Raw genomic sequence first — 20,249 nt, forward strand, 5'->3', positions numbered from 1 at the left:
GTAATGACCTATATCCTCATCCAGGGCATCGTGGTCGGCTCGCTCTACGCGCTGATCGCGATCGGGCCGTCGCTGGTCTATGGGCTGATGGGCGTACTTGATGTTGCCAGCGCAGCGGCACTGACGCTGGGCGCGTATCTGCTGCTCGTCGTCTTCCAGGCCAGCGACAGCGTCCTGCTTGGGGTGGCCGCGGCGCTGGTTCTTGCAGGTGCCGTAGGCTGGGTCTTCCAGAAAGGCCTGTATGTCCCGATCCTGGATCGAGGTCCCATCGTCACTCTGATAACGAGTATCGGAGTCTATATATGTGCGGATGAACTGTTCCGCCTGGTCTTCGGCCCCTTGCAGCAAAGCCTTGGCATCCAGACCATGATTCCCGATCTGCACGTAGCCGGCGTAGAGGTGACGGGAATAAACCTGCTGATCATCGTCATCGGCGTTGGCCTTCTGCTGCTGACCTGGCTGGTGCTGACCAGGACGCGTTACGGCGTGGTATGGCGCGCCGTGGCTCAGGACCGTGACATCGCATCCGCCGTCGGGATCGACAGCAAGAAGGTCATTGGCGGCGTTTTCGTCATCGGCTATGCGCTGAGCTCCCTCGCCGGCATTCTCTACGCGCTGAAATACGACAACGTCATTCCCACGATGGGCGACGTTCCCGCCTACAAGATGCTCGCCATCATCATCCTCGGCGGCCTCGGCAGCCCGCTCGGCACCATCGCCGCCGCCTTTCTCATCGGGCTGGTGGAGACGGCTGTGGTCGCGCAGTTCGGCTTCGTCGTCCCGCGTGATGCGATAGCCTTCGCCGCGCTCGTGCTGGTGTTGCTTATCCGGCCGCAGGGCCTTATTCCATCCCGCGTGGTGCGCGCATGAGCTACCTACTCGTCCTGCTCATCACGGTGACTATCCTGTCGACGGTCACCGTCAGCCTCAATATGGTGGTGGGCTATACCGGCCAGCCAAACCTCGGCCAGAGCGCTGTCTTCGGTATCGGCGCCTACTTCGCGGCTGTGTTCTCGACCTCCTACAGCATGCCGTTCTGGTTCTGCTTCTTGGCCGCCGGGCTGGTAGCGGGCGTCGCCGGCGCGCTGATCGGCGCCATCAGCCTGCGCCTGCACCAGGATTTCTTCGCCATAACCACGCTCGGCCTGAACTTCATCGTGGTCGCGACTTTCCAGACCCTGCCGTTCTTCGGCGGCGCCACTGGCCTCTACGGCATCCCCTTGCCGTCGATCGCTGGATACGAACTTGATTATCCGGGGCTGGCAATCTGTTCCCTGCTTCTCCTGGCGAGCAGTGTGGGGGTCAGTCTACTAGTCAACCGCAGCTGGTTCGGCGGCATCCTTCAGGCGATCCGCGAGGACGAAACGCTGGCGGCGGCGCTCGGCGCTCCGGTGGCGCGATACAAATCGACCATATTCGTCATCAGCTCAATCTTTGCCGGATTTGCAGGATGCCTCTACGCCTATTTCCTCAGCACGGTGTCTCCTCAGACTTTCGGGTTTAACGATTCGGTCCTATTCTTGGCGATGCTTTTGATTGGCGGTTCTGCAACGATCCGGGGAGCCATTTTCGGTGCGGTCCTGCTGACGATCATCCCCGAACTGTTTCGGTTCGCTTCGGAATACCGGATGCTGATCTTCGGCGCCGTGCTAGTCCTCGTTCTGCGGTTCCACCCGCAAGGCATCATCGGCGACGACAGCCTGATTGCGCGCTGGACGGCCATTGTCTTCGTCGGCAAAAGAGCCCACTCATGACCGCGCCCTTGCTTGAACTGAAGGCCGTTACCAAGCGCTTCGACGGGCTGGTTGCGCTTTCCAACGTGAATTTGGCCGTGATGCCCGGCGAATTCGTTTCGGTCATCGGGCCGAATGGGGCGGGCAAATCCACCCTCTTCAACGTCATCACCGGCGTGCTCGCACCAAGCGAAGGCACGGTCGCCGTCAATGGCGAAACCGTTCGCAAGTTTCGCCCCGATTTGCTCCACGCTTGCGGGCTTGCCCGGACGTTTCAGGTCGCGCGCGCGGTCGGATCCCTTTCCATCCGCGACAACGTCATGCTGGGTGCGGCGGGGCCACGGCTTCGCGGCTTGGCGGCTCCGTTCCTGTCGAGGTCGGGAGAGCCGGAACTGCAGGAACGAGTAGACGAACTGCTGCGGTTCACCGAGCTTGCTGACGTCGCCGGGCAGAGCGCCAGGGAGGCCTCGCCAGGCGATCTTCGCCGCATGGAAATCGCACGGGCGCTGGCCGGCAATCCTGAGATGATCCTGATGGACGAACCAGCGGCGGGTATTGGCGCCGACGGCCTGCAACCGCTGAAGGAACTGATCAGGGCCATCCACAAGCGCGGAATATCGGTGCTGCTGGTCGAGCACTACGTCGGGCTGGCGCTTTCGCTTTGCGACCACGCCATTGTGCTGGAAAGCGGCAAGATCCTTGCCGAAGGGCCGCCGGACGCAATCCGCGCCGACCAGCGTGTGATCGATGCATACCTCGGCACGCACGGCAATTACACTGCCACGAGCAAAGAGCAGGACAAGGCATGAGCGCGGCGGATCTCTTGCTCGACATAAACGGCTTGGCTGCCGGGTATCGCCGGACCGAGGTGCTGCACAAGGTGTCGCTACAGGTCAGGCGCGGTGAATTCGTCGCCGTGCTTGGCGCCAACGGCGCTGGCAAATCGACACTGATCAAGTCCCTTATCGGCCTGCTGCCGGCGCGAGGTTCCGTGATTTTTCAGGGAGCGCCGCTGCTGGGCTTGGAGCCGCACCGGCGCGTTGCCGCCGGGCTCGCTTACGTGCCGGAGGGACGGCGCGTGTTTCCGGCACTGACGGTTGCAGAAAACCTCCAGGTGGCGAACCGGACCCAGCGCGGCGGCGCGGTCGACGAAATCTACGGCATCTTTCCCAAACTGGCGCAGCGAAAGGCCCAGCTTGCCGGCACCATGTCCGGTGGCGAGCAGCAGATGCTGGCGCTGGGCCGCGCGCTGATCAGTAAGCCGGCCTTGCTGCTTGCCGACGAGATTTCTCTCGGTCTGGCGCCGCTGATCGTCGAATCGCTGTTCGAGGTGCTGGTGCGGCTTAACCGCGAGGGGATGGCTATCCTTCTCGCCGAGCAGAACGCCCGTGAGGCGCTGGGCCATGCGCATACGGCCTATGTCATGGAGACGGGGCGCATCACGATAAGCGGACCCGCCGCCGAATTGGCAGTGGACCCGCGTATCGTCGATGCCTATCTGCAGATGAACTGAGAGCAGAGTTTTACCCGAGGGTCTTGTGGGCGCCCGTCAGTTCCGTTTCGCCAGCGCTCCGGCGATGATCATCTTCTGGATGTCGCTGGTGCCTTCATAGATGCGACAGATGCGGGCGTCGCGATAAATCCGCTCGACGGCGAAATCCTTAAGGTAGCCGTAGCCGCCATGCACCTGTATGGCCTCGGAGGCTACCTTTTCGGCGATTTCCGAGGCGAACAGCTTGGCCATGGCCGCCTCGCCCTTGCAAGGCTGCCCGAGGTCGCGCATGCGGGCGACCTGATGCAGGAAGCTGCGCCCCACCTCAATCCGTGTCTGCATCTCGGCGAGGCGGAAGCCCACGGCCTGATGCTCGATGATAGACTTGCCGAAGGTCTGGCGGTCGAGCGCATAGGCATGGGCATGCTCGAATGCGGCACGGGCGAGGCCTATGGATTGCGCGGCGATGCCGAGCCGGCCGAGTTCCAGCGTGCTCATCGCCAGCGCATAGCCGCCGCCCGGCGCGCCGAGAACATGGTCGTCCGGGACGAATACGTCGTCCAGTTGCACCTGGCAGGTTTCCGATGCGCCGAGGCCGAGCTTTTCCTCCACGCGCACGGCGCTGTAGCCTGCCGAGGCGGGTGGAACCAGGAAAGCGGTGATGCGGCGGCGCGGATCGTCACTTTCCGTTGCTGCGAAAACGATGGCTATATCGGCCGACTTGCCATTCGACATGAATTGCTTGGCGCCAGAAATCCGATAGCCGCCCTCGCATTTCACCGCTTTCGTACGGATGGCGAAGGCATTCGACCCTGCTTCCGGCTCGGTCAGGCCGAATGCGCCGTTCATTCTGCCTTGGGCCAGCGGACGCAAATAGCGCTCCTTCTGCGCCTCAGTTCCATGGACCCGCAAGGGCGTACTGATGAGGCCGTTGTGCAGCGCCATCATGGCGCCAATGCTGCCGTCGACCGCCGAGATCTCCTCCACTGCCAGCACATAGCTGACATGGTCGGCTGCGACGCCACCCCACTCCTCGGAAACCAGCATTCCGAGGAACCCGAGTTCCCCCAAGGCCGCCATTTCGGCGCGGGGAAATGCCTTGGTGCGGTCACGCTCGGCCGCATGCGGCGCCAGTTGCTCGCGCCCGAAGCTGCGGGCGCTATCGCGGATCATCCGCTGCTCTTCACTCAACAGGCAATCATGCATGGCTGGCTCCTCAATTAACGGCGTCATGCGCCGTGCAGAATGCCATGGCTCGCGAGTCCGGCGATCTCGTCCGGGGCCATGTCCAGCAGGTCGGCGAGAATAGCCGGTCCATCGGCGCCGAGGGCGGGCGGGGCAACCTTCGAGGAGGCCGGCATTCCGGAAAACTTGACCGGCTGGGTCATGACGCTGATTGAGCGTCCGTGCGCGGTCGAGGCCGGGCGCAGCAACGAGCGCTCCCGCGCCTGCGCGCTTTCAGCTGCTTCGGCCACCGACAGGATCGGCGAACAGGGCACGTCATGGCCCTGCAGCGTCACCACCACGTCGGCGACGCTCAGCGAACGGCTCCACGCCTCGATGCACGCCTTGAGCGGCACGTGGTTCTCGCTGCGCACGGAATTGTCAGAGAAGCGGGGATCGTCCGCCAGCTCCGGCCGGCTAATCGCACGCGCCAGTTTCGCAAATTGCTTCGGATTCAGCACGGCGATGGTGAAATGGCCATCCGCGGCGGCGAATACGCCGAAGGGAGCGCCCAGCTGATGCCGGTTGCCGACCCGGATCGGCGGAGCATCGCCGTAGAGATGCTGGGTCAACGCCGCTGGCAGGAAATTGAACAGGCAGTCGTACATCGCCACGTCGACGAACTGTCCCTTGCCGTGGCGCTGGCGCGACAGAAGCGCTGCCAGCACCGACCATGAGGCAAACAGGCCCGTGGCCAGATCGGCGACGGATTCCCCGGTCATCATCGGCGGGCCATCGGGTTCGCCGGAAACATCCATGAAACCCGTCATTGCTTGGATGATGAGATCGTAGGCCGGCAGGCTGCCCATCGGGCCGGTCTGGCCGAAACCAGAGATAGAAACATAGATAAGCCGCGGATTGGCTTGCGAAAGCTCCGCATAGCCCAGCCCCATCTGTTCCATAACGCCGGGGCGGAAATTCTCCACGACGACGTCACAGCTCGATGCCAGCCGGCGCACGATCTGCCGCCCGGCCTCGGACCTTATATCAAGCGCAATGCTTTTCTTGCCGCGGTTGAGAAGCAGAAACAGGCCGCCGGTCTCCTCTTCGAAGGGCGGCACGTGACGGTAGTCATCGCCGCCGGGCGCTTCGACCTTGATGACTTCCGCCCCAAGGTCGCCAAGCAACGCCGTACAGAAGGGGCCGGCCAGAACACGAGTCAGATCGAGGACGCGAACGCCGTCGAGGCAGGGTGAGGTCATTCGAGCCTCCTTAGGCTGGCCGTATTTGAGTGGGCCATAATTGCAAGAACGATACGAGCGAACCAAAAGAAGGAAAAGAATTGATTCCAAGCAGCAATTATAGGTTAATCCTATAATGATCTCCCTGAACCAGCTTCGCTATTTCGTGGCCGCCGCTCGCGCCGGCAGCGCCACCCGCGCAGCCCAGAGCCTTCACGTCTCCCAGCCTTCGATCTCGGCTGCGATCCGCGACCTGGAAGCGGAATTCGGCAAACCCCTGTTCGAGCGGCGACAGGCGCGGGGGCTCGGCCTGACGGCATTCGGCGTGAGCAAGCTAACGGAAGCGCGGGATATCCTGAACCGGCTCGACCACCTGACGTCCGTTACCGAGGCCGAATCCGCACCGCTGCTGCTGCTCGGCTATTTTTCCACCGTCGGTCCGACCTGCGTACCCGGCATACTGGCGCAGCTGGCGCACGATCTTCCCCATGTTCATGTGGATCTATGCGAGTACGACCTCGAGGCGCTTTCCAAGTCGCTGAAAAACGGCCTCGTGGATCTGGCGATCAGCTATGACGTCGGTCTGCCCAACGAGGTCGCGCGCGACGTGCTGGCGGAGTTTTCGCCCCATGCCGTGCTCCCGCCGGATCATCCTTTGGCAAGCCAGCCGGAAGTTTCGCTTTTCGAACTGGCGCAATACCCCTTCATCCTTGTCGACCTGCCGCTTAGTCGTGATTTCCTGATGGTTCGTTTCTGGCAGCAGGGGCTGTCGCCGACGGTCGTTTTGCGCACCGGGTCGGTCGAAATGGTGCGCGGCATGGTCGCCAACGGGCTGGGCGTCTCCATGCTGTTTACCAGGCCGCACCACGACCTGACCTACGACGGCAAGCCGGTCGTATGCCTGCCGATCAGCGACGGGAATGTCCGTCAGCGTCTGGTGGTTGCCTATGCTGCTTCTGGTCCAGCCACCGCTACTGGAAAGGCAGCACTAGTTTCAATTCGGGATCACTTCTCAGATGTCAATCTCGATTAACGGCGTCTTCCATTTCCGTTCCAATCTCCGTCGTTCAACCGAGAAAGGTCATCTCCCAAAAGAAGTCTCTCGCTTGCCCTACCACCGACTTGAGACGACTGGCCCAAATCGTAGTACGTCGCGACCCGCTGCACGCAACTCGGTGACCGATCTCAACCCCATGAGTGCCAGCGTAGCATCTAGTTCGGCCCGCAAGGATGACAGAACAGCCGTGACGCCTGCCTCGCCGCCGGCGACCACTCCATAAACATAGGCACGACCTAGCAGGCACGCAGAGGCTCCGAGTGCCAGGGCCTTCACAATATCGCCGGCTCTGCGAATACCTCCATCAAACAGGATTTCCGTCCGCCCAGCGAGGGCGGGGGCGATATCGGCAAGAGCCGCGATACTTGAGGATGTGCCGTCGAGCTGCCGTCCGCCATGGTTCGAGACAACAATCCCATCGGCACCGAGATCGACGCAGCGCAAAGCGTCTCTAGGTGTGATAATGCCTTTGACGATCAATCGGCCATGCCACCGATTCCGCAACCATTTGAGCGCTTTCGCGTCAAAGGAAGGAGCAATCTGGCCTGCCAGGAAAGCAGCCTGTTCGAGGTAACCACTGCCGGCCTCCGGCCAGCCCTCGGCAAGCGTCATCTGGATAGGATAGGCCCGAATTAAATCCGCCAGCCAAAATGGATGGCTGAGAAAGTCCGCCATCATGCGTGGTCCAGGGCGCGACAGTATACGCAAGCCGTTACGGATGTCGCGTTCACGGATGCCTGATACCGGAGTGTCAACTGTAACGAATAGGTTCTCTATCCCGCAGGCAGCTACCCGTTCGAGAACAGATTCCGTGCGGTCGGGGTCCTTTAGAACATAAAGCTGGAACGCGGCATCAGAGCCGAGCAACGGCATCAAGGTCTTCAGGCTGCTCACTGCAAAAGACGAGATGCATACGGGGATGCCTGCGGCTTTGGCGGCACGGAAGGATGCCATCTCACCCCCAGCCCGGAACAACCCCAGCGACCCAACAGGGCCGAGCATCAATGGCAGTGCATACTGTCGACCTAGAAAATTTGCATCGAGCCGCCGTTCCGAGACATCCCGCAAAACCTGGGGGCTAAGCTGGAGACAATTGAAATCGGCAATATTCGCTCGAAGCGTGACCTCCGCCGAAGCCCCACCGTCGATGTAGTCGAAGAAGACGCGCGGCAGGCGGCGGCTTGCAGCGAGACGAAAATCGTCCGTGCTGACCATACGCCTAAGTCGCGCTTTCGAGACCACTACAGCTATCGGTCGGGTTGTCCAGGCAGGATTTTGCCGGGATTCATGATGCCTTGTGGATCGAGTGCCGACTTGATCATGGCCATGATTTCCAAGGCATCCCCCATCTCGCGCTCAAGATACGGTCGCTTGCCCTGTCCGATCCCGTGCTCTCCAGTGCAGGTGCCCTCCATGGAAAGGGAAAGGTCATTCAACCACCCCATATATGACTTGGCCGCAGCCAATTCAGTGGAGTTTTCCAAATCCACAAGTATCAGGTTATGGAAGTTGCCATCGCCGACATGGCCGGCAATGGGCGCGAGTAATCCCAGCGTTTCCGCCCTTTCGGTCGCAGCAGCTATGCATTCGGCCAAGCGCGAAATCGGCACGCATACGTCGGTGCTTATGCCTTTAGCTCCGGGTCGCAGACCAAGAACTGCCCAGAAAACGTCATGGCGGGCCTTCCACAGCCGGCTCCGTTCTTCGGGGTCTGTGGTCCAGTCGAGACCGGTCGCCCCATAGTCGCGGGCGATTTCGGCAAAGGTCTGTGAGTGCTCAGTGACGGAGGACGGGCTGCCATGGAACTCCGCCAACAGCAATGGAGCTTCCGGAAGGGACTGCCCCGAGTATCGATTTACGGCGTTTACTGTCATTGCGTCCAGCAATTCGATACGTGCAAACGGCAGGCCGAACTGAAGTGCGCCGATCACGGCATTGCTCGCGGCCTCGACCGACGGGAAGCTGCAGCGGGCGGCCGAAACCGCTTCGGGAATACCGCGCAGCCGCAATGTCAATTCGGTGATGATGCCGAGCGTGCCTTCAGAACCGATCAGCAGTCGCGTCAGGTCGTATCCGGCGGCGCTCTTGCGAGCGCGATGCCCGGTCCGGATCACCCGGCCATCAGCCATCACGGCCTCCAGCGACAGCACAACGTCCTTCATCGTGCCATAGAGCACCGCTGTTGTTCCCGATGCTCGGGTAGCCGCCATCCCGCCAAGCGTGGCATCGGCGCCCGGGTCGAGAGGGAAGAACAATCCGGTGTCACGTAGATATTCGTTGAGCCGGCTGCGGGTTACACCCGGTTGGACGACGCAATCCATGTCCTCGGTGTTTACGGACAGAATAGCATTCATGCGCGAGAGGTCGATGGAGACTCCACCTCTAGGTGCATTCAACTGCCCCTCCAGGGAACTACCGGCACCATACGGAATGATCGGCACCCCGGCTTCTGCACAGAGCTTGACGGCTTCTGCGACCTCAGATGTGCTCTCGATGAAGATTACAGCGTTCGGCGGCTGGTTCTCTATCCACGTGGTAGTGGCACCGTGCTGGGCGCAAATGGCCGCTCCCGTCTGGAAACGGTCCTTAAATCGCGCCCGCAAGGCTTCGGTAAGCGTCTCGGGGAGAGCACTTGCTGCCGGCATCGTGATCAGCCCATCGCCGTCCGGGCGGCCCGCAGGACCGCACCGGAGTGAACCAGGGTCGTTGCCGCATGCAGGCGCGGATAGAGGACCTTATCGCGTTCCAGATGATCGATCGGTCGACCGTCGGTCGCGGCACTGGCGCGCAGCATCCCGAGCACCGCCCGACTGGCCGCCGAGAGTGCATCCTGTCCCTCGCGCCTTTCGGCCAGTCGTAGCTCCAATGCCTGTGCGGCCATCAACACCTCGATGCCAACGACATTCTCGATGTTGCGCACGATCTGGCGAGCATGGCGCCCGGCATTGTTGGCCATTGAGACGTGGTCTTCCTGGTTGGAACAAGTAGGTATGGAATCCACGCTGTCGGGATGGGCAAGTGTCTTGCAGTCCGACACCAGCGCCGCGGCGAGATATTGCGGCAGCATATAGCCACAATCCATTCCCACATGTTCGCTGGCTACCAACATGTCGGGCAAGCCACGGTTGAGGGTGCCGTCATTCAGCCGGAACAGCCGTCGCTCTGCGATATTGCCAATCTCGGTCACGACGATTGATAGGAAGTCGGCAGCGAAGGCGACATATTCTGCATGGAAATTGCCGCCTGACAGAGCCTTCAGACTGCGCCCTGGCAGGCGATCGGCGAAAATAAGCGGGTTGTCGGTCGCGGCATTCACCTCCGTCTCGATGATGCCGCGCACGAACTTCAGCGTATCGCGCACCGGACCCAGCACCTGCGGTACGCACCGAAGCGAATAGGCGTCCTGCGGCGGCTGGCGCTTCGGGTCGTTTTCTATACCGCCATCAATCAACTTGCTTCCCGCCAGAAGACCGCGGATGTTGGCTGCGCATTCGATCTGGCCGGGATGCCCTCTTGCCTCGTGCAACTCGGGGATGAATGCGTCGCCGAAGCCTGTCAGTGCCTCGATTGACATCGCCGCAGCCACTTCGGCGGTGGCCAGCAAGGTTTCAGCATCGGCAAGAGCAAGCGCGGTCTGAGCGGTCGAAAAGGACGTCCCGTTAAGAAGCGCCAATCCTTCCTTCGGCCCCAGGACGAGACGTTCAATTCCTGCCGCGCGCATCGCTGCAAGGCCGGACATCAGTTCACCCTTGTACCAGGCTTCGCCGCTGTCGATCTCAGCTTCGCCAGTTTCGTCCCGCGACATGACCAGCGCCATGTGTGCTAGCGGGATGAGATCACCACTTGCGCCGAGTGAGCCATACTCGGGGACGACCGGGATCACGTCCCGTTCCAGCATGGCAAGGATTGTCTCCACCACCTCGCGACGCACGGCGGAGTAGCCGCGCGTCAGGCTGGTGGCGCGGATGAGCATGGCAGCGCGCACCACTTCCTGGTCGAGATGTCGCCCGACCCCGGCCGAATTGGACACCACCAGTCTCCGCGAAAGGTCGCGCGCCTGAGCCGATGTCTTGAACGCCTGTCGGCCCGACAATGACCCGAAGCCGGTGTTGATCGAATAGATTGCCTGGGTTGGCTCTCCCCGGTCCATCTGTGCTGACAGTTTGGCAACCCACTCCTCGCTCACACGCATGGCGGCGCAGGCCGCCTCGGTCAATGCCACAGGACACCGATGCCGGGCTACATCGATAAGATCGTCCAAGTTTACCGGGTTCTGTCCGAGTCGTAGCGCCTTCGTCATGATCGTTGTCTTTCCTCCAGCCGGCGCGTTGCTTAACGCCTGCTTGTGCTCGATCGCCAATTATTGACTGCGGCAAGCACCGCCGCCGTGTCGGCCGCCATGCCGGTCGTGATCCGCACCCCTTCACCGGAGAAACAGCGCACGGCGATGCCCGCCTCGCGCAGGTAGCGGGTCAAATCGTCAGCCTCGTTGCGGACCGCTACCCATACGAAGTTTGCGCGCGAGCGTGCGACCGGCAGGCCCATCGCCTCCAGCCCTTCTGTCAGAAGGCCACGCTGTTGGACGCTACATGCCACCCTTTCTGCCACAACGCCGTCTTCCTTAAGGGTGGCCAGAGCGCCAGCGATTGCCGGGGCTGGGAGCGGAAACGGAGGCGCTACCGCGTTGATGGCGTCTATGATCTGAGGATCAGCCAGACCGTATCCGATACGCATACCGGCAAGTCCCCATGCCTTCGAGAAGGTACGAAGGACGACAAGGTTCGCATGGTGCTCCAATCGGGCAGCGGGAGAGTTTGCCACCCCAGTTCTGTCCTGGTCATAGTCGGCATAGGCCTCGTCAAGAATGATGAGGATATCTTTCGGCAAAGCATGCAAGAGGGCGTCCAGGTCCTCTTGGGCGAGGGCGGTTCCGGTAGGATTGTTCGGATTGCACAGCACTACGATACGTGCCCCATCCGCACAGGCTTTCAGCATAGCATCGGGGTCTACCCGATGGTCGGCATCGAGCGGCACCTCGACGAGACGGGCGCCCGCGATACCGGCGATAATCGGATATGCCTCATAGGAACGCCAAGGTATTACGACCGTGTCTCCCGCATCGCAGTAAGCACGCATCAATTGATCAAGCATGACGATGGAGCCCGCGGATACAGCGATGCAATCCTCGGCCAAGCCATGCCGCTTTGCCAATGCTTCGGTGAGAGACTCACCGCGCAGGTCCGGGTAGCGATGCCCGGCGCCAATGGCGCCCGAAACCGCAGCTTGCACTACAGGACTTGGCGCATCGGGAGCTTCATTGGAGCCGAGGCGGTGTGAAAAATGAGCGGACTGACCGGCTCGGCCACGCCCGTAGCTGGGCAGGCCGGACAGACGGCTGCTTGGTTGCGGAACGCAAAAGCCTTGATCGTCGTTCGGACGCAAACTTCCCGACATGGCGGCATCCATTTGTACTTAGTTGTATATGCAACATAAGCATCTTCCACAAATCGAGCGTTTGTCAAGATGGCCGGGACTTCGGTAGCAGTCAGCCAGCAGGGTGCCTCACTCCTAGCGAGCCATCGCCATGCGTCCGGCTAGGCTGAACGGGAACCAGGATGCAGGAGTCGTGCACTGGTGGCGATCATTCCGTGCGGACCACGTACGACGACGCAACATATGCACAGGATCATCCGTTTGCATCTCCAGAAGTTTGCGGCTCGCCTCGTCAGCCAGCACGGCTTGGATATGCTCGACTTCCTCTAGCGGTTCCGTCGCCATTAGGTGGGCGTGCGGAGTGATACTGGTGAAACCCTGTTCCATATAGTCTGGAGAAAAGCGCGGATTTACGAACCGGTCCTCAATTTATAGCAGTTTTCCATTTTCGCGATGAACGAGAATGGAATGAAATACCGTTGATCCCCGGGGGCAACTTTCATTTCCGTTGCGATGGCAAAGTCGCTATTTACTGCCTCCAGCTTGATGACATCGGTGGTATGCAGATTTCCGTGCTCTTCGACTTCCGCATGAATGCTGCGAAGTTCTAGGAACGTTGATTGCCTACGCCGGGCCGCGACAATGGTACCGGTGCCTTGTAGACGAACCAGAACGCCCTCTGTAGACAAATCACGCAATGCGATGTGAATTGTCATTCTTGAAGCGTTGAATAGCCCGGCCAATCGGGATTCAGATAGTATTCGATAGCCTTATGGCCATTCTCTCGAATTGACCTGGACAGGACGTGGTTGCGTACCTGTTGGCCCAGAGAAGGGCCGATCTCGTCAATCTCAACGTCAATCTGCTTGTGGGAACTCCACATCCGTCCACTCATGTGCCACACGCTGATTTGTTCATGTCGAGATGATTTTCTGCGCGTGATGCAATTTGTATTCAACGGCCGATCAATCTTGGCAGAGCTCATTGTTCGCTCCTGACGAATTCGATTGGTGGATATGTACGTGGTTATATATACATTTATGACGATCGAAAATTGTTGTTGTGTCGCCCAATTTTCCGAGGAGGATGACGACGGAAAAGCCAGAAATCCTCTATTCCGTCCGCGCCACCGGAGAAAACAACCTGCGCTGCAAGGGATAGAATCAGGAAGGGATTCTGCGCATGCTCGAAAACAACATGGATAATGCACAGTATCCTAAAGAACCGGTCATCTACGGGGCATCGGAAAGTGCGCCCGCAACTGGGAAAGCCACCACGCAATCGTAAAGTCTCTGGTAAAATTGGAGAACGACGAAACGCTGCCGTTCAATCCGGTATGCCTGTGGCCACTTTCATGACGAACGCTCCGGCTCCGCGCGTGGTCATGGCGACTACCAACATGAATGCGTCATGTGTCCACCAACCCGCACAAATCAAGCGTTTCGCAAGCCCGTCAGGTCAACTGCGGTTAGTTTGGGTCTAAAGACAGGCTTTGAGATCGGTGCTGTGCCCTCGCGGGCCGTAAAATCTGTCGGTTCAAAGAAAATTGCGTATGCGCGCGACAAAATCGCGCTTGACAATCCATCTTCCGCCAAGTTGTCTATGTGAGTATATACTTATCATCGATTGGCGCTGTGCGGCGCCGTGGAGGAATCGGTGGGAAAAGCCTGCGTCATACCAATGCATTCCGCCGAACGGCCGGATCTGACCGGGTCGTGTGGACAGCTTGGCGCGGAGTGTCTCGATGTATCGCGCCGCAGGACTCTGTTTGGGCGAACGGCCTGTATCAAAGTTTTTCAACGTCGCCACGGCGACCAGAAGGGGAGTGAAGATATGAGCTTTGGATGTTTTGGTCGAATTCGACTCGTAGCGGGTGTCGCAGCCGCGTTGCTGACAGTCGGATCGATGCTTGCGGGCCCGGCCAGCGCCGATACCGACATCGCCACCAGCATGGACGCAAATCTTAGCGCCATGCTGCCGGCCAAACTGAAAGAGGCCGGCAAGATCAGGGTCGCCAGTAACGTCGAATATCCACCCTTCGAATATTACGACACCGACAATACCACCATCATCGGTCTGGACAAGGATCTAGCGGAAGCGATCGGCCAGAAGCTCGGCGTCAAGCTGGAATTCGAGAACATGAGCTTCGACGCCATCATCCCAGCACTGGCCGCCAATCGCTATGACATGGCCATGTCGGCGATGACCGACACCGAGGAGCGGCGCAAGAAGGTCGATTTCGTCGACTATTTCATCTCCGGCGGCGGCTTCCTGGTCAAGCACGGCAATCCCAAGAACATCCACAGCCTTGCCGACATCTGCGGCGTGACTGCCGCCATCGACAAGGGCACCACCGAAATCGAAGACGCAAGGCTGGCCTCTGAGGAGTGCGTGAAGGCCGGCAAGCCGGAGGTCAAGGTCGAGGTGCATCCCGGCACCAGCAAGATCGTGCTGGCCTTGCAATCGGGCCGCGCCGACGTGGCGATGATCGACACCTCCGCCGGTGCCTATATCTCGCAGCAGCATCCGGGCGAGTTCGAGGTGCCGGACGCCTCCTACGCGCCGCGACCCTACGGGCTGGTGTTGCCCAAGGAATCGAACGAACTGGCCAAGGCCCTGCAAGCCACGGTGCAGGCGCTGATCGACGAGGGCACTTACGCCAAGATCCTAACGAAGTGGGGCCAGGAGGTCGGCGCCGTCAAGGAGGTGACGATCAACGAGGGCACCGGCCTGTAAGGCGGACTCATCAGACCGGGCCGGAAAGCGGAACTCGATTTCCGGCCCGATGGACAGGGCGGCGGCCCGGTTTGGTCCGGATATCCACCGCTCCAGACGCCACCGGACGGCCAATATCTCCAGGAGTGCGACGCCATGTCGGCCAGCAAGACCGGTTCCGAAGGAAGGAAAAGCGATCCCACGATCGACCTGGTCATCAGGCCGGCAAGGCATCCGTGGCGCTGGGTGGCCATGGCCTTCGTGGCCCTGCTGGCGGCGATGCTGGTGCAGACGCTTTTCACCAATCCACGCTTCGAGTGGGCGGTGGTGGGCCAATACTACACCTCGCAGACCATTCTGCTGGGCGTGCGCCGCACCCTCGAACTGACGGCCATTGCCATGGTCCTCGGCATCTCGCTCGGCGTGGTGCTGGCGGTCATGCGCCTGTCGCCCAATCCGATCCTGTCGGGTTCGTCCTGGCTGTTCGTGTGGTTCTTCCGGGGCTCGCCGCTGCTGGTGCAGTTGCTGTTGTGGTACAACCTGTCGGCGCTGTTTCCCCACATTTCGCTCGGTATACCCTTCATCGGCCCGGAGTTCGTCCAACTCGACGCCAATGCATTGATCACGCCATACACCGCGGCCATACTTGGCCTCAGCCTCAACGAAGCCGCCTATAGCGCCGAGATCATCCGCGCGGGCATCATATCGATCGACCACGGCCAGACCGAAGCGGCCCAGTCCATCGGCATGTCGCGGGGCCGGCTCCTACGGCGGGTGGTGCTGCCGCAGGCGATGCGCGTCATAATCCCGCCGCTCGGCAACGACACCATCAACATGCTCAAGATGTCGGCGCTGGTCTCCATCATCGCCGTGCCGGAACTTCTGTTCGCGGCGCAGACGATCTATACGCGCACGTTTGAAACGATCCCGCTGCTGATGGTTGCGGTCATCTGGTATCTGATCATCGTCTCGATCCTGAGCGTCATTCAATACTATATCGAACGCCATTACGCCCGCGGCGGCAGCCGCAGCCTGCCGCCAACACCATTGCAAAGCGCACGCGATTTCTTCGGCTTCGCCCGCAGCCGCCTGATCGAGACCGACAGGAAAGGGAACGCGTCATGACTAGTCAAGTCGAGCCATCTGCCAAGGTGATGGTGCAGGCGACAGGCGTGCGCAAATCCTTTGGCGCTCTTGAAGTGCTTAAGGGGATCAACCTGTCGCTTTCGAACGGGCAGGTCATGTGCCTGCTCGGCCAGTCGGGTTCGGGCAAGAGCACGTTCCTGCGCTGCATCAATCATCTGGAGCGCATTGACCAAGGCCGCATCCGGGTCGACGGTGAACTGATTGGCTACAAGGAAGCCAACGGTTATCTTCAGGAAATGCACGAGCATGAGATCGCGCGCCAGCGCATCCACATCGGCATGGTGTTCCAGCATTTCAATCTGTTCCCGCACATGACCGTACTTCAAAACATCATTGAAGGGCCGATCGGCGTGAAGCGGGAGCCGCGCCAGGAGGTGACGGAGCGGGCGCATGCCATCCTGAAGCGGGTCGGCCTGGCTGAGAAGGTCGACGCCTATCCGCGCCAACTTTCGGGCGGCCAGCAGCAGCGCGTCGCCATTGCGCGGGCGCTGGCCATGCGGCCCAAGCTGATCCTATTCGATGAACCGACCAGCGCCCTCGACCCCGAACTGGTTTCCGATGTTTTGGATGTCATGCGCGACCTGGCCGCAAGTGGCATGACCATGATCGTCGTCACACATGAAATCGCCTTCGCTCGAGAAGTGGCGGATCGGGTGGTATTCATGGCCGGAGGCGAGATCGTTGAAGAAGGAAGTCCAGCGAATGTTCTTGGAAGTCCTTCTCATCCGCAGACACAGGCATTCCTCGCTAAGGTACTTTAAGCTGCAAATCTATAGGATTACCGCTATTGTTGCCCATGAATATTGTCGATTACAGGGTTGTCAATCTCTTCAAAAATGAATAATTCTGGTAACGTGCGACCGGATTGTATTCGTGTCACCTATCGTCAGATATCTAATCTGTCTGTCGTCAGAACGTTCGGCCCATATTGAGGTGTAGCTTAGCGAAGTGCCGGCCTTGTCTTGGGATTGTTGTTAAGCGGCAATGTTGCGGTGCTGCAAGCGCCGCTGTTCAATGGTCTGTCGTTTGATCCTTTCTCGCTGTTTGATGATGGCCGCGGCCCTGCCGAAGTAAGCGCTAGCCACACCAGCTAGGTCGGCTCGTAAGAAGGCAACCGCCCGCAAGGCGGCCACAGCAAATCCTGGATGGGCAAAAGAGACTGGGGCCGAGGCCAATTGTGCTCCAAGAATTGCGAACTGCTCGGCCAAGGATGGATTCGGACTGAAGGCGCCTCTCTCCTGTCGGTTGCGTATCATGTGGACCATCTCGATGCCGGACAAGATGATGATGGCTGATGCCTGTGATTTGAAGTCGAGCATTGGCTGGACGCGGCGCTTGATGCGCCGATGATCCGGTTCAATTCGGTCATTCAGGTATTTACCCTTGCGGATTTCGATCGGCTTCAGGTCGCGTCGGGAGCGATCCAGTACCCAGCTCGCTGACCAATTTGAGGTCTAATTTCTTTCGCACTGTGCCGGACAGAAAGCCGCGCACCGAGTGCTGCTGCTATCCAGTCAGGTCGACCAGTTTCGTAAGCGTTGTGCCTTTTGTGGTGCTCAGCTTCTTCAAGACCAGATCGGCCTTGGTAGGAACAGCTTTGTTGGTGCTTTTCGCCTGAACCTGACTGACAACTGTCGTCGCCTTTGGCTTCGGCTTGCTGAGCAGAAATGTTAGCGCAAACTGAATCGCCTTTTGCTTTAAACTCCGCTTCGCAAACCCGTGCAACCTTACCCAACTGATCGGCGATGTCGTTGATGGTCAGTGGCGGCTTGTCGGGGTCGACGACAATGCCATTCTTGCAGATGTCGAGGATGTCTGACATGCCACCGGCCCCAGACGTGACGACCGGCAGCCCCGCAGTTGCAGCCTCCACCAACGTCAGGCCGAAATTCTCGTGACGGGAAAGTCCCAGCAGCGCGCCGCCGCTGCGCGCGGCATAGTGGAAAAGTGCTGCGGCCATTTCGGGCGGATTGGTCTTCGGGTGAAGCGAACACTGTCACTTCCCCGCCACGCGAGCGGCGACCCTACGGCTCTGGGGGAGGCCGCAAACGGGCGATGTAGGAACCCGAAGTCAAAGCTGCAAATCGAAAAAATCACACCCAAATAGCAAAAAATCTGCAGAGAAAAGAGCTGTGCGATATCCGGTGACGCAGATTTACAAATGGCTGCGCCACGAACATCGGCTTTGCGTTTAGACCGAAGGGTCTCTGCCAAGTGGGGTCAGCTACTTCTATCGTTCTATACAGTAGCCGTTGTAGGTATTCTTGTCGCCTTTATGGGACTGATGCTTGCCTAAAATTGTAGTGACGATAATCACATACAAGACACCTCATGGACATTGTGAGCTTGTACCCTACTTGCCATTTAAGCAAAACGAAAATAACTGTAACGTTAGGGCATTCAGGGGGAATTGCTATGAAGAAGCTTTCATTGTTTGTGGCATTATTGACGTTGTCTGGCTGTACTTCGAATGAGATGGTGCAAGTGGCGGCGGCTGGGTTAGGTGTTGCCGCCGCCGTCTCGGGGGCATCCTCGGGCGGCGGTTATTCGTCCAGCGGCGCATCATATGGTTCTGGTTCCGCCGGGGTCGCAAGACCGACGGGATATAGCCAGCGTGGCGCCTTTGAGGATTGTCAGCGAATGTATGCGGCAGCGGGCCGATATGATCTTGCCCAAACTTGCGCTACAAGAGCCTCAAACATGAGTTCGCTCAACTGATGTTCGTCATTCCCGGCAAGCAGCGGCGCGTGCCCGTACGGGAGCTCGCCCTCGGCGTCTCCCTGTGCTTGCTTATGCTCTTCGCAATCGATCGTGCGCAGAGCCAAGAAGGCGATTGGATTTACGACATTTTCGTCAAGGAATGTCAGAAAGCGGGCGGTCGCGCCGCGAGCTCGCTGGAAGCGTACAAGCGAGGAGAGCCGTTCCGTTGCGATCAAGGGAGCACAGGTAGTTCTCAACCCTCCTCCCAGGCAATGTGTGAAACCGAAGCCAAGGAGAGTGTTGACTGGGTTTTCCGGGACGGTGGCGCACGAGGAACCTACGATCGTGCACTGCGCGAAGGAAGGTCCCCGTTCGAGTCCGTCTTTCACGCACAAGGACACAATCCGTCAGCACAGGACACTCTTACCGCATGCAGACCTTGGGTGGAGGCATATCTCAGCAAGCTTGGCGCTAAACCTGATACGTCTCCTCTCGGAAAACGGAAACTGAGTGCGAAGGACTGTCGATGTATTTCTGTCGAGCCAGTTGGGCGAAACAGTCAGGGTGGACGCGCAATCTATCGCGTAACCAATAGCTGTGACGGCATGTATGTCACCGTCCATTTTGACGAAGATAATCTGAGCACGACAGGAGGGCCCGCGCTATCAACGACAGCTGACGCAGGCCTACTGACAACGGGGCAGCAAACGTCGATCCAAGGGTCAGGAAGAAACTATACTTCCATCAAGGGCTACGACTTGGAGAACGCTGCATCCAGATACGCGTGCAGATTCTGAACGCAGACATCGTAGGGCCTGAGCAGGTCGCGATTATTGCCACTTCCGGCTTGCAGCTTGGTGCCAGACGATCAGCTTGAAGGTTGGAACAAGACGGTCCGCGATGTGACCAAGTCCCCAGAATAGCCTCTATTTGGCAAACGCCCACCATGGTCGAAGCGTTGGCAGTGGTGGATTCACCAAAGCAGGCATTAGAAGCAAGTTAGATGGCTGCTTCATACCAAAAAATGACCATCCAGCTCAGCTTAGGTTACTAGCCTGCTGCCGGTTTTTCGGACACCAGGTTAAGCTAGCATAACCGGCATCATCAGGCGATCGGCAAAAACTGCGGCAGGCCTGCCGCCCAGCGCCAGTCCCAAGTGATGAACGATGGTCTCGAGGCGTCCGGTTCTCCGTGATAACGGTGCTAAAATATCGGTGCCAAACCGCTCGGCAAAAATGCGGCGGCGACGAAGAACGGCGTCGCACCAGAAACGGCGAACCGTCACCCGCAAGACCACCCCTCGGCCGGCGATGGGCAGATCGGCGGCTTGCCGCATATATCGGCTCTGCGTCCGGCGCGAACTCGTCCCGCAGCACGGGCACTTTGCCGAAAGCGCCGTAGCGCGCACGTCAAGAAATACACAATCCGTGTTGATTTCGGCATGCTCCACGAGCAATCCCACCGGCGCCAGTCTCGTCGACCCAAATCTCCGTTCCATCACGCTGATCCCCTCTCGAAATCAGGCGATATCATTCTTCACATGCAGCGAGATTGAGTCTGACCCCCTT

At 59.6% G+C, this 20,249-nt stretch carries 19 protein-coding genes and 2 pseudogenes; 9 read left to right on the forward strand and 12 right to left on the reverse strand.

What is annotated here, in order from left to right; genetic code table 11:
• Positions 1-3: 3 nt before the first annotated feature.
• The 4 genes from ACODTY_RS10805 to ACODTY_RS10820 are packed head-to-tail and all read left to right on the forward strand — an operon-like array spanning position 4 to position 3,246.
• The gene (locus ACODTY_RS10805) at positions 4-870 is read left to right on the forward strand and encodes a branched-chain amino acid ABC transporter permease (RefSeq protein WP_488994275.1); all 867 of its coding nucleotides are present in this window, start codon (positions 4-6) and stop codon (positions 868-870) included.
• The gene (locus ACODTY_RS10810) at positions 867-1,754 is read left to right on the forward strand and encodes a branched-chain amino acid ABC transporter permease (protein WP_488994276.1); all 888 of its coding nucleotides are present in this window, start codon (positions 867-869) and stop codon (positions 1,752-1,754) included. The genes ACODTY_RS10805 and ACODTY_RS10810 overlap by 4 nt, the downstream gene beginning before the upstream one ends.
• Positions 1,751-2,542 carry an ABC transporter ATP-binding protein gene (locus ACODTY_RS10815; RefSeq protein WP_488994277.1) on the forward strand — a complete coding sequence of 264 codons (792 nt, stop codon included), beginning with the start codon at positions 1,751-1,753 and terminating at the stop codon, positions 2,540-2,542. The genes ACODTY_RS10810 and ACODTY_RS10815 overlap by 4 nt, the downstream gene beginning before the upstream one ends.
• The gene (locus ACODTY_RS10820) at positions 2,539-3,246 is read left to right on the forward strand and encodes an ABC transporter ATP-binding protein (protein WP_488994278.1); all 708 of its coding nucleotides are present in this window, start codon (positions 2,539-2,541) and stop codon (positions 3,244-3,246) included. Before ACODTY_RS10815 ends, ACODTY_RS10820 begins: the two co-directional genes overlap by 4 nt.
• A 36-nt stretch (positions 3,247-3,282) precedes the next feature.
• On the opposite strand, the gene ACODTY_RS10825 is transcribed toward ACODTY_RS10820, so the two are convergent.
• Both ACODTY_RS10825 and ACODTY_RS10830 read right to left on the reverse strand, forming a co-directional pair.
• The gene (locus ACODTY_RS10825; protein ID WP_488994279.1) at positions 3,283-4,431 is read right to left on the reverse strand and encodes an acyl-CoA dehydrogenase family protein; all 1,149 of its coding nucleotides are present in this window, start codon (positions 4,429-4,431) and stop codon (positions 3,283-3,285) included.
• A gap of 23 nt (positions 4,432-4,454) precedes the next feature.
• Entirely contained in the window at positions 4,455-5,651 is a 1,197-nt protein-coding gene (locus ACODTY_RS10830) for a CaiB/BaiF CoA transferase family protein (RefSeq protein WP_488994280.1), read from the reverse strand.
• A gap of 115 nt (positions 5,652-5,766) precedes the next feature.
• Here ACODTY_RS10830 and ACODTY_RS10835 point away from each other — a divergent pair, with 115 nt between their 5' ends.
• Positions 5,767-6,663: a LysR family transcriptional regulator gene (locus ACODTY_RS10835; protein ID WP_488994281.1), complete on the forward strand. Its 897-nt coding sequence runs from the start codon at positions 5,767-5,769 to the stop codon at positions 6,661-6,663.
• A 78-nt stretch (positions 6,664-6,741) separates the two neighbouring features.
• On the opposite strand, the gene ACODTY_RS10840 is transcribed toward ACODTY_RS10835, so the two are convergent.
• The 6 genes from ACODTY_RS10840 to ACODTY_RS10865 all read right to left on the reverse strand — a co-directional run bounded on the left by ACODTY_RS10840 (position 6,742) and on the right by ACODTY_RS10865 (position 12,881).
• Complete coding sequence (locus tag ACODTY_RS10840) at positions 6,742-7,902, reverse strand: alpha-hydroxy acid oxidase (protein WP_488994282.1); 1,161 nt, start codon at positions 7,900-7,902, stop codon at positions 6,742-6,744.
• Between the two features lie 32 nt (positions 7,903-7,934).
• Positions 7,935-9,332 carry an FAD-binding oxidoreductase gene (locus tag ACODTY_RS10845; RefSeq protein WP_488994283.1) on the reverse strand — a complete coding sequence of 466 codons (1,398 nt, stop codon included), beginning with the start codon at positions 9,330-9,332 and terminating at the stop codon, positions 7,935-7,937.
• A gap of 5 nt (positions 9,333-9,337) precedes the next feature.
• Positions 9,338-10,987 carry an HAL/PAL/TAL family ammonia-lyase gene (locus ACODTY_RS10850; RefSeq protein WP_488994284.1) on the reverse strand — a complete coding sequence of 550 codons (1,650 nt, stop codon included), beginning with the start codon at positions 10,985-10,987 and terminating at the stop codon, positions 9,338-9,340.
• A gap of 32 nt (positions 10,988-11,019) precedes the next feature.
• On the reverse strand, positions 11,020-12,141 hold the full coding sequence (locus ACODTY_RS10855; protein WP_488994285.1) for a pyridoxal phosphate-dependent aminotransferase: 1,122 nt from the start codon (positions 12,139-12,141) through the stop codon (positions 11,020-11,022).
• Between the two features lie 114 nt (positions 12,142-12,255).
• The gene (locus tag ACODTY_RS10860; RefSeq protein WP_488994286.1) at positions 12,256-12,507 is read right to left on the reverse strand and encodes a hypothetical protein; all 252 of its coding nucleotides are present in this window, start codon (positions 12,505-12,507) and stop codon (positions 12,256-12,258) included.
• A 23-nt stretch (positions 12,508-12,530) separates the two neighbouring features.
• Entirely contained in the window at positions 12,531-12,881 is a 351-nt protein-coding gene (locus tag ACODTY_RS10865) for a GntR family transcriptional regulator (RefSeq protein ID WP_488994376.1), read from the reverse strand.
• A 480-nt stretch (positions 12,882-13,361) separates the two neighbouring features.
• Here ACODTY_RS10865 and ACODTY_RS10870 point away from each other — a divergent pair, with 480 nt between their 5' ends.
• The 4 genes from ACODTY_RS10870 to ACODTY_RS10885 all read left to right on the forward strand — a co-directional run bounded on the left by ACODTY_RS10870 (position 13,362) and on the right by ACODTY_RS10885 (position 16,742).
• Positions 13,362-13,478: a hypothetical protein gene (locus tag ACODTY_RS10870; RefSeq protein ID WP_488994377.1), complete on the forward strand. Its 117-nt coding sequence runs from the start codon at positions 13,362-13,364 to the stop codon at positions 13,476-13,478.
• 547 nt (positions 13,479-14,025) lie between these two features.
• Positions 14,026-14,856: an ABC transporter substrate-binding protein gene (locus ACODTY_RS10875; RefSeq protein ID WP_488994287.1), complete on the forward strand. Its 831-nt coding sequence runs from the start codon at positions 14,026-14,028 to the stop codon at positions 14,854-14,856.
• 135 nt (positions 14,857-14,991) lie between these two features.
• Positions 14,992-15,960, forward strand: coding sequence for an amino acid ABC transporter permease (locus ACODTY_RS10880; protein ID WP_488994288.1), 969 nt, complete (start codon positions 14,992-14,994; stop codon positions 15,958-15,960).
• Positions 15,957-16,742, forward strand: a complete 786-nt coding sequence (locus ACODTY_RS10885; RefSeq protein ID WP_488994289.1) for an amino acid ABC transporter ATP-binding protein — start codon at positions 15,957-15,959, stop codon at positions 16,740-16,742. Before ACODTY_RS10880 ends, ACODTY_RS10885 begins: the two co-directional genes overlap by 4 nt.
• A 417-nt stretch (positions 16,743-17,159) precedes the next feature.
• On the opposite strand, the pseudogene ACODTY_RS10890 reads toward ACODTY_RS10885, so the two are convergent.
• The 4 genes and pseudogenes from ACODTY_RS10890 to ACODTY_RS10905 all read right to left on the reverse strand — a co-directional run.
• A pseudogene (locus tag ACODTY_RS10890) lies at positions 17,160-17,405 on the reverse strand (DDE-type integrase/transposase/recombinase); the annotation flags it as partial.
• Complete coding sequence (locus ACODTY_RS10895; protein WP_488994290.1) at positions 17,359-17,475, reverse strand: hypothetical protein; 117 nt, start codon at positions 17,473-17,475, stop codon at positions 17,359-17,361. The pseudogene ACODTY_RS10890 and the gene ACODTY_RS10895, both read right to left, overlap by 47 nt.
• Before the next feature lie 163 nt (positions 17,476-17,638).
• Positions 17,639-17,941, reverse strand: a pseudogene (locus tag ACODTY_RS10900) (glycosyltransferase); the annotation flags it as partial.
• A 1,821-nt stretch (positions 17,942-19,762) separates the two neighbouring features.
• Positions 19,763-20,179 carry a transposase family protein gene (locus tag ACODTY_RS10905; protein WP_488994378.1) on the reverse strand — a complete coding sequence of 139 codons (417 nt, stop codon included), beginning with the start codon at positions 20,177-20,179 and terminating at the stop codon, positions 19,763-19,765.
• Positions 20,180-20,249 lie beyond the last annotated feature (70 nt).

The sequence above is a fragment of the Mesorhizobium sp. FG116 genome, from assembly GCF_057809835.1.

Coding starts and splice junctions, on each gene's coding strand:
- ACODTY_RS10840 (WP_488994282.1), bottom strand. CDS start 7,902: ATGGTCAGCACGGACGATTTTCGTCTCGCTGCAAGCCGCCGCCTGCCG.
- ACODTY_RS10820 (WP_488994278.1), top strand. CDS start 2,539: ATGAGCGCGGCGGATCTCTTGCTCGACATAAACGGCTTGGCTGCCGGG.
- ACODTY_RS10815 (WP_488994277.1), top strand. CDS start 1,751: ATGACCGCGCCCTTGCTTGAACTGAAGGCCGTTACCAAGCGCTTCGAC.
- ACODTY_RS10875 (WP_488994287.1), top strand. CDS start 14,026: ATGCTTGCGGGCCCGGCCAGCGCCGATACCGACATCGCCACCAGCATG.
- ACODTY_RS10885 (WP_488994289.1), top strand. CDS start 15,957: ATGACTAGTCAAGTCGAGCCATCTGCCAAGGTGATGGTGCAGGCGACA.
- ACODTY_RS10855 (WP_488994285.1), bottom strand. CDS start 12,141: ATGTCGGGAAGTTTGCGTCCGAACGACGATCAAGGCTTTTGCGTTCCG.
- ACODTY_RS10805 (WP_488994275.1), top strand. CDS start 4: ATGACCTATATCCTCATCCAGGGCATCGTGGTCGGCTCGCTCTACGCG.
- ACODTY_RS10810 (WP_488994276.1), top strand. CDS start 867: ATGAGCTACCTACTCGTCCTGCTCATCACGGTGACTATCCTGTCGACG.
- ACODTY_RS10850 (WP_488994284.1), bottom strand. CDS start 10,987: ATGACGAAGGCGCTACGACTCGGACAGAACCCGGTAAACTTGGACGAT.
- ACODTY_RS10845 (WP_488994283.1), bottom strand. CDS start 9,332: ATGCCGGCAGCAAGTGCTCTCCCCGAGACGCTTACCGAAGCCTTGCGG.
- ACODTY_RS10835 (WP_488994281.1), top strand. CDS start 5,767: ATGATCTCCCTGAACCAGCTTCGCTATTTCGTGGCCGCCGCTCGCGCC.
- ACODTY_RS10880 (WP_488994288.1), top strand. CDS start 14,992: ATGTCGGCCAGCAAGACCGGTTCCGAAGGAAGGAAAAGCGATCCCACG.
- ACODTY_RS10830 (WP_488994280.1), bottom strand. CDS start 5,651: ATGACCTCACCCTGCCTCGACGGCGTTCGCGTCCTCGATCTGACTCGT.
- ACODTY_RS10860 (WP_488994286.1), bottom strand. CDS start 12,507: ATGGAACAGGGTTTCACCAGTATCACTCCGCACGCCCACCTAATGGCG.
- ACODTY_RS10825 (WP_488994279.1), bottom strand. CDS start 4,431: ATGCATGATTGCCTGTTGAGTGAAGAGCAGCGGATGATCCGCGATAGC.
- ACODTY_RS10905 (WP_488994378.1), bottom strand. CDS start 20,179: ATGGAACGGAGATTTGGGTCGACGAGACTGGCGCCGGTGGGATTGCTC.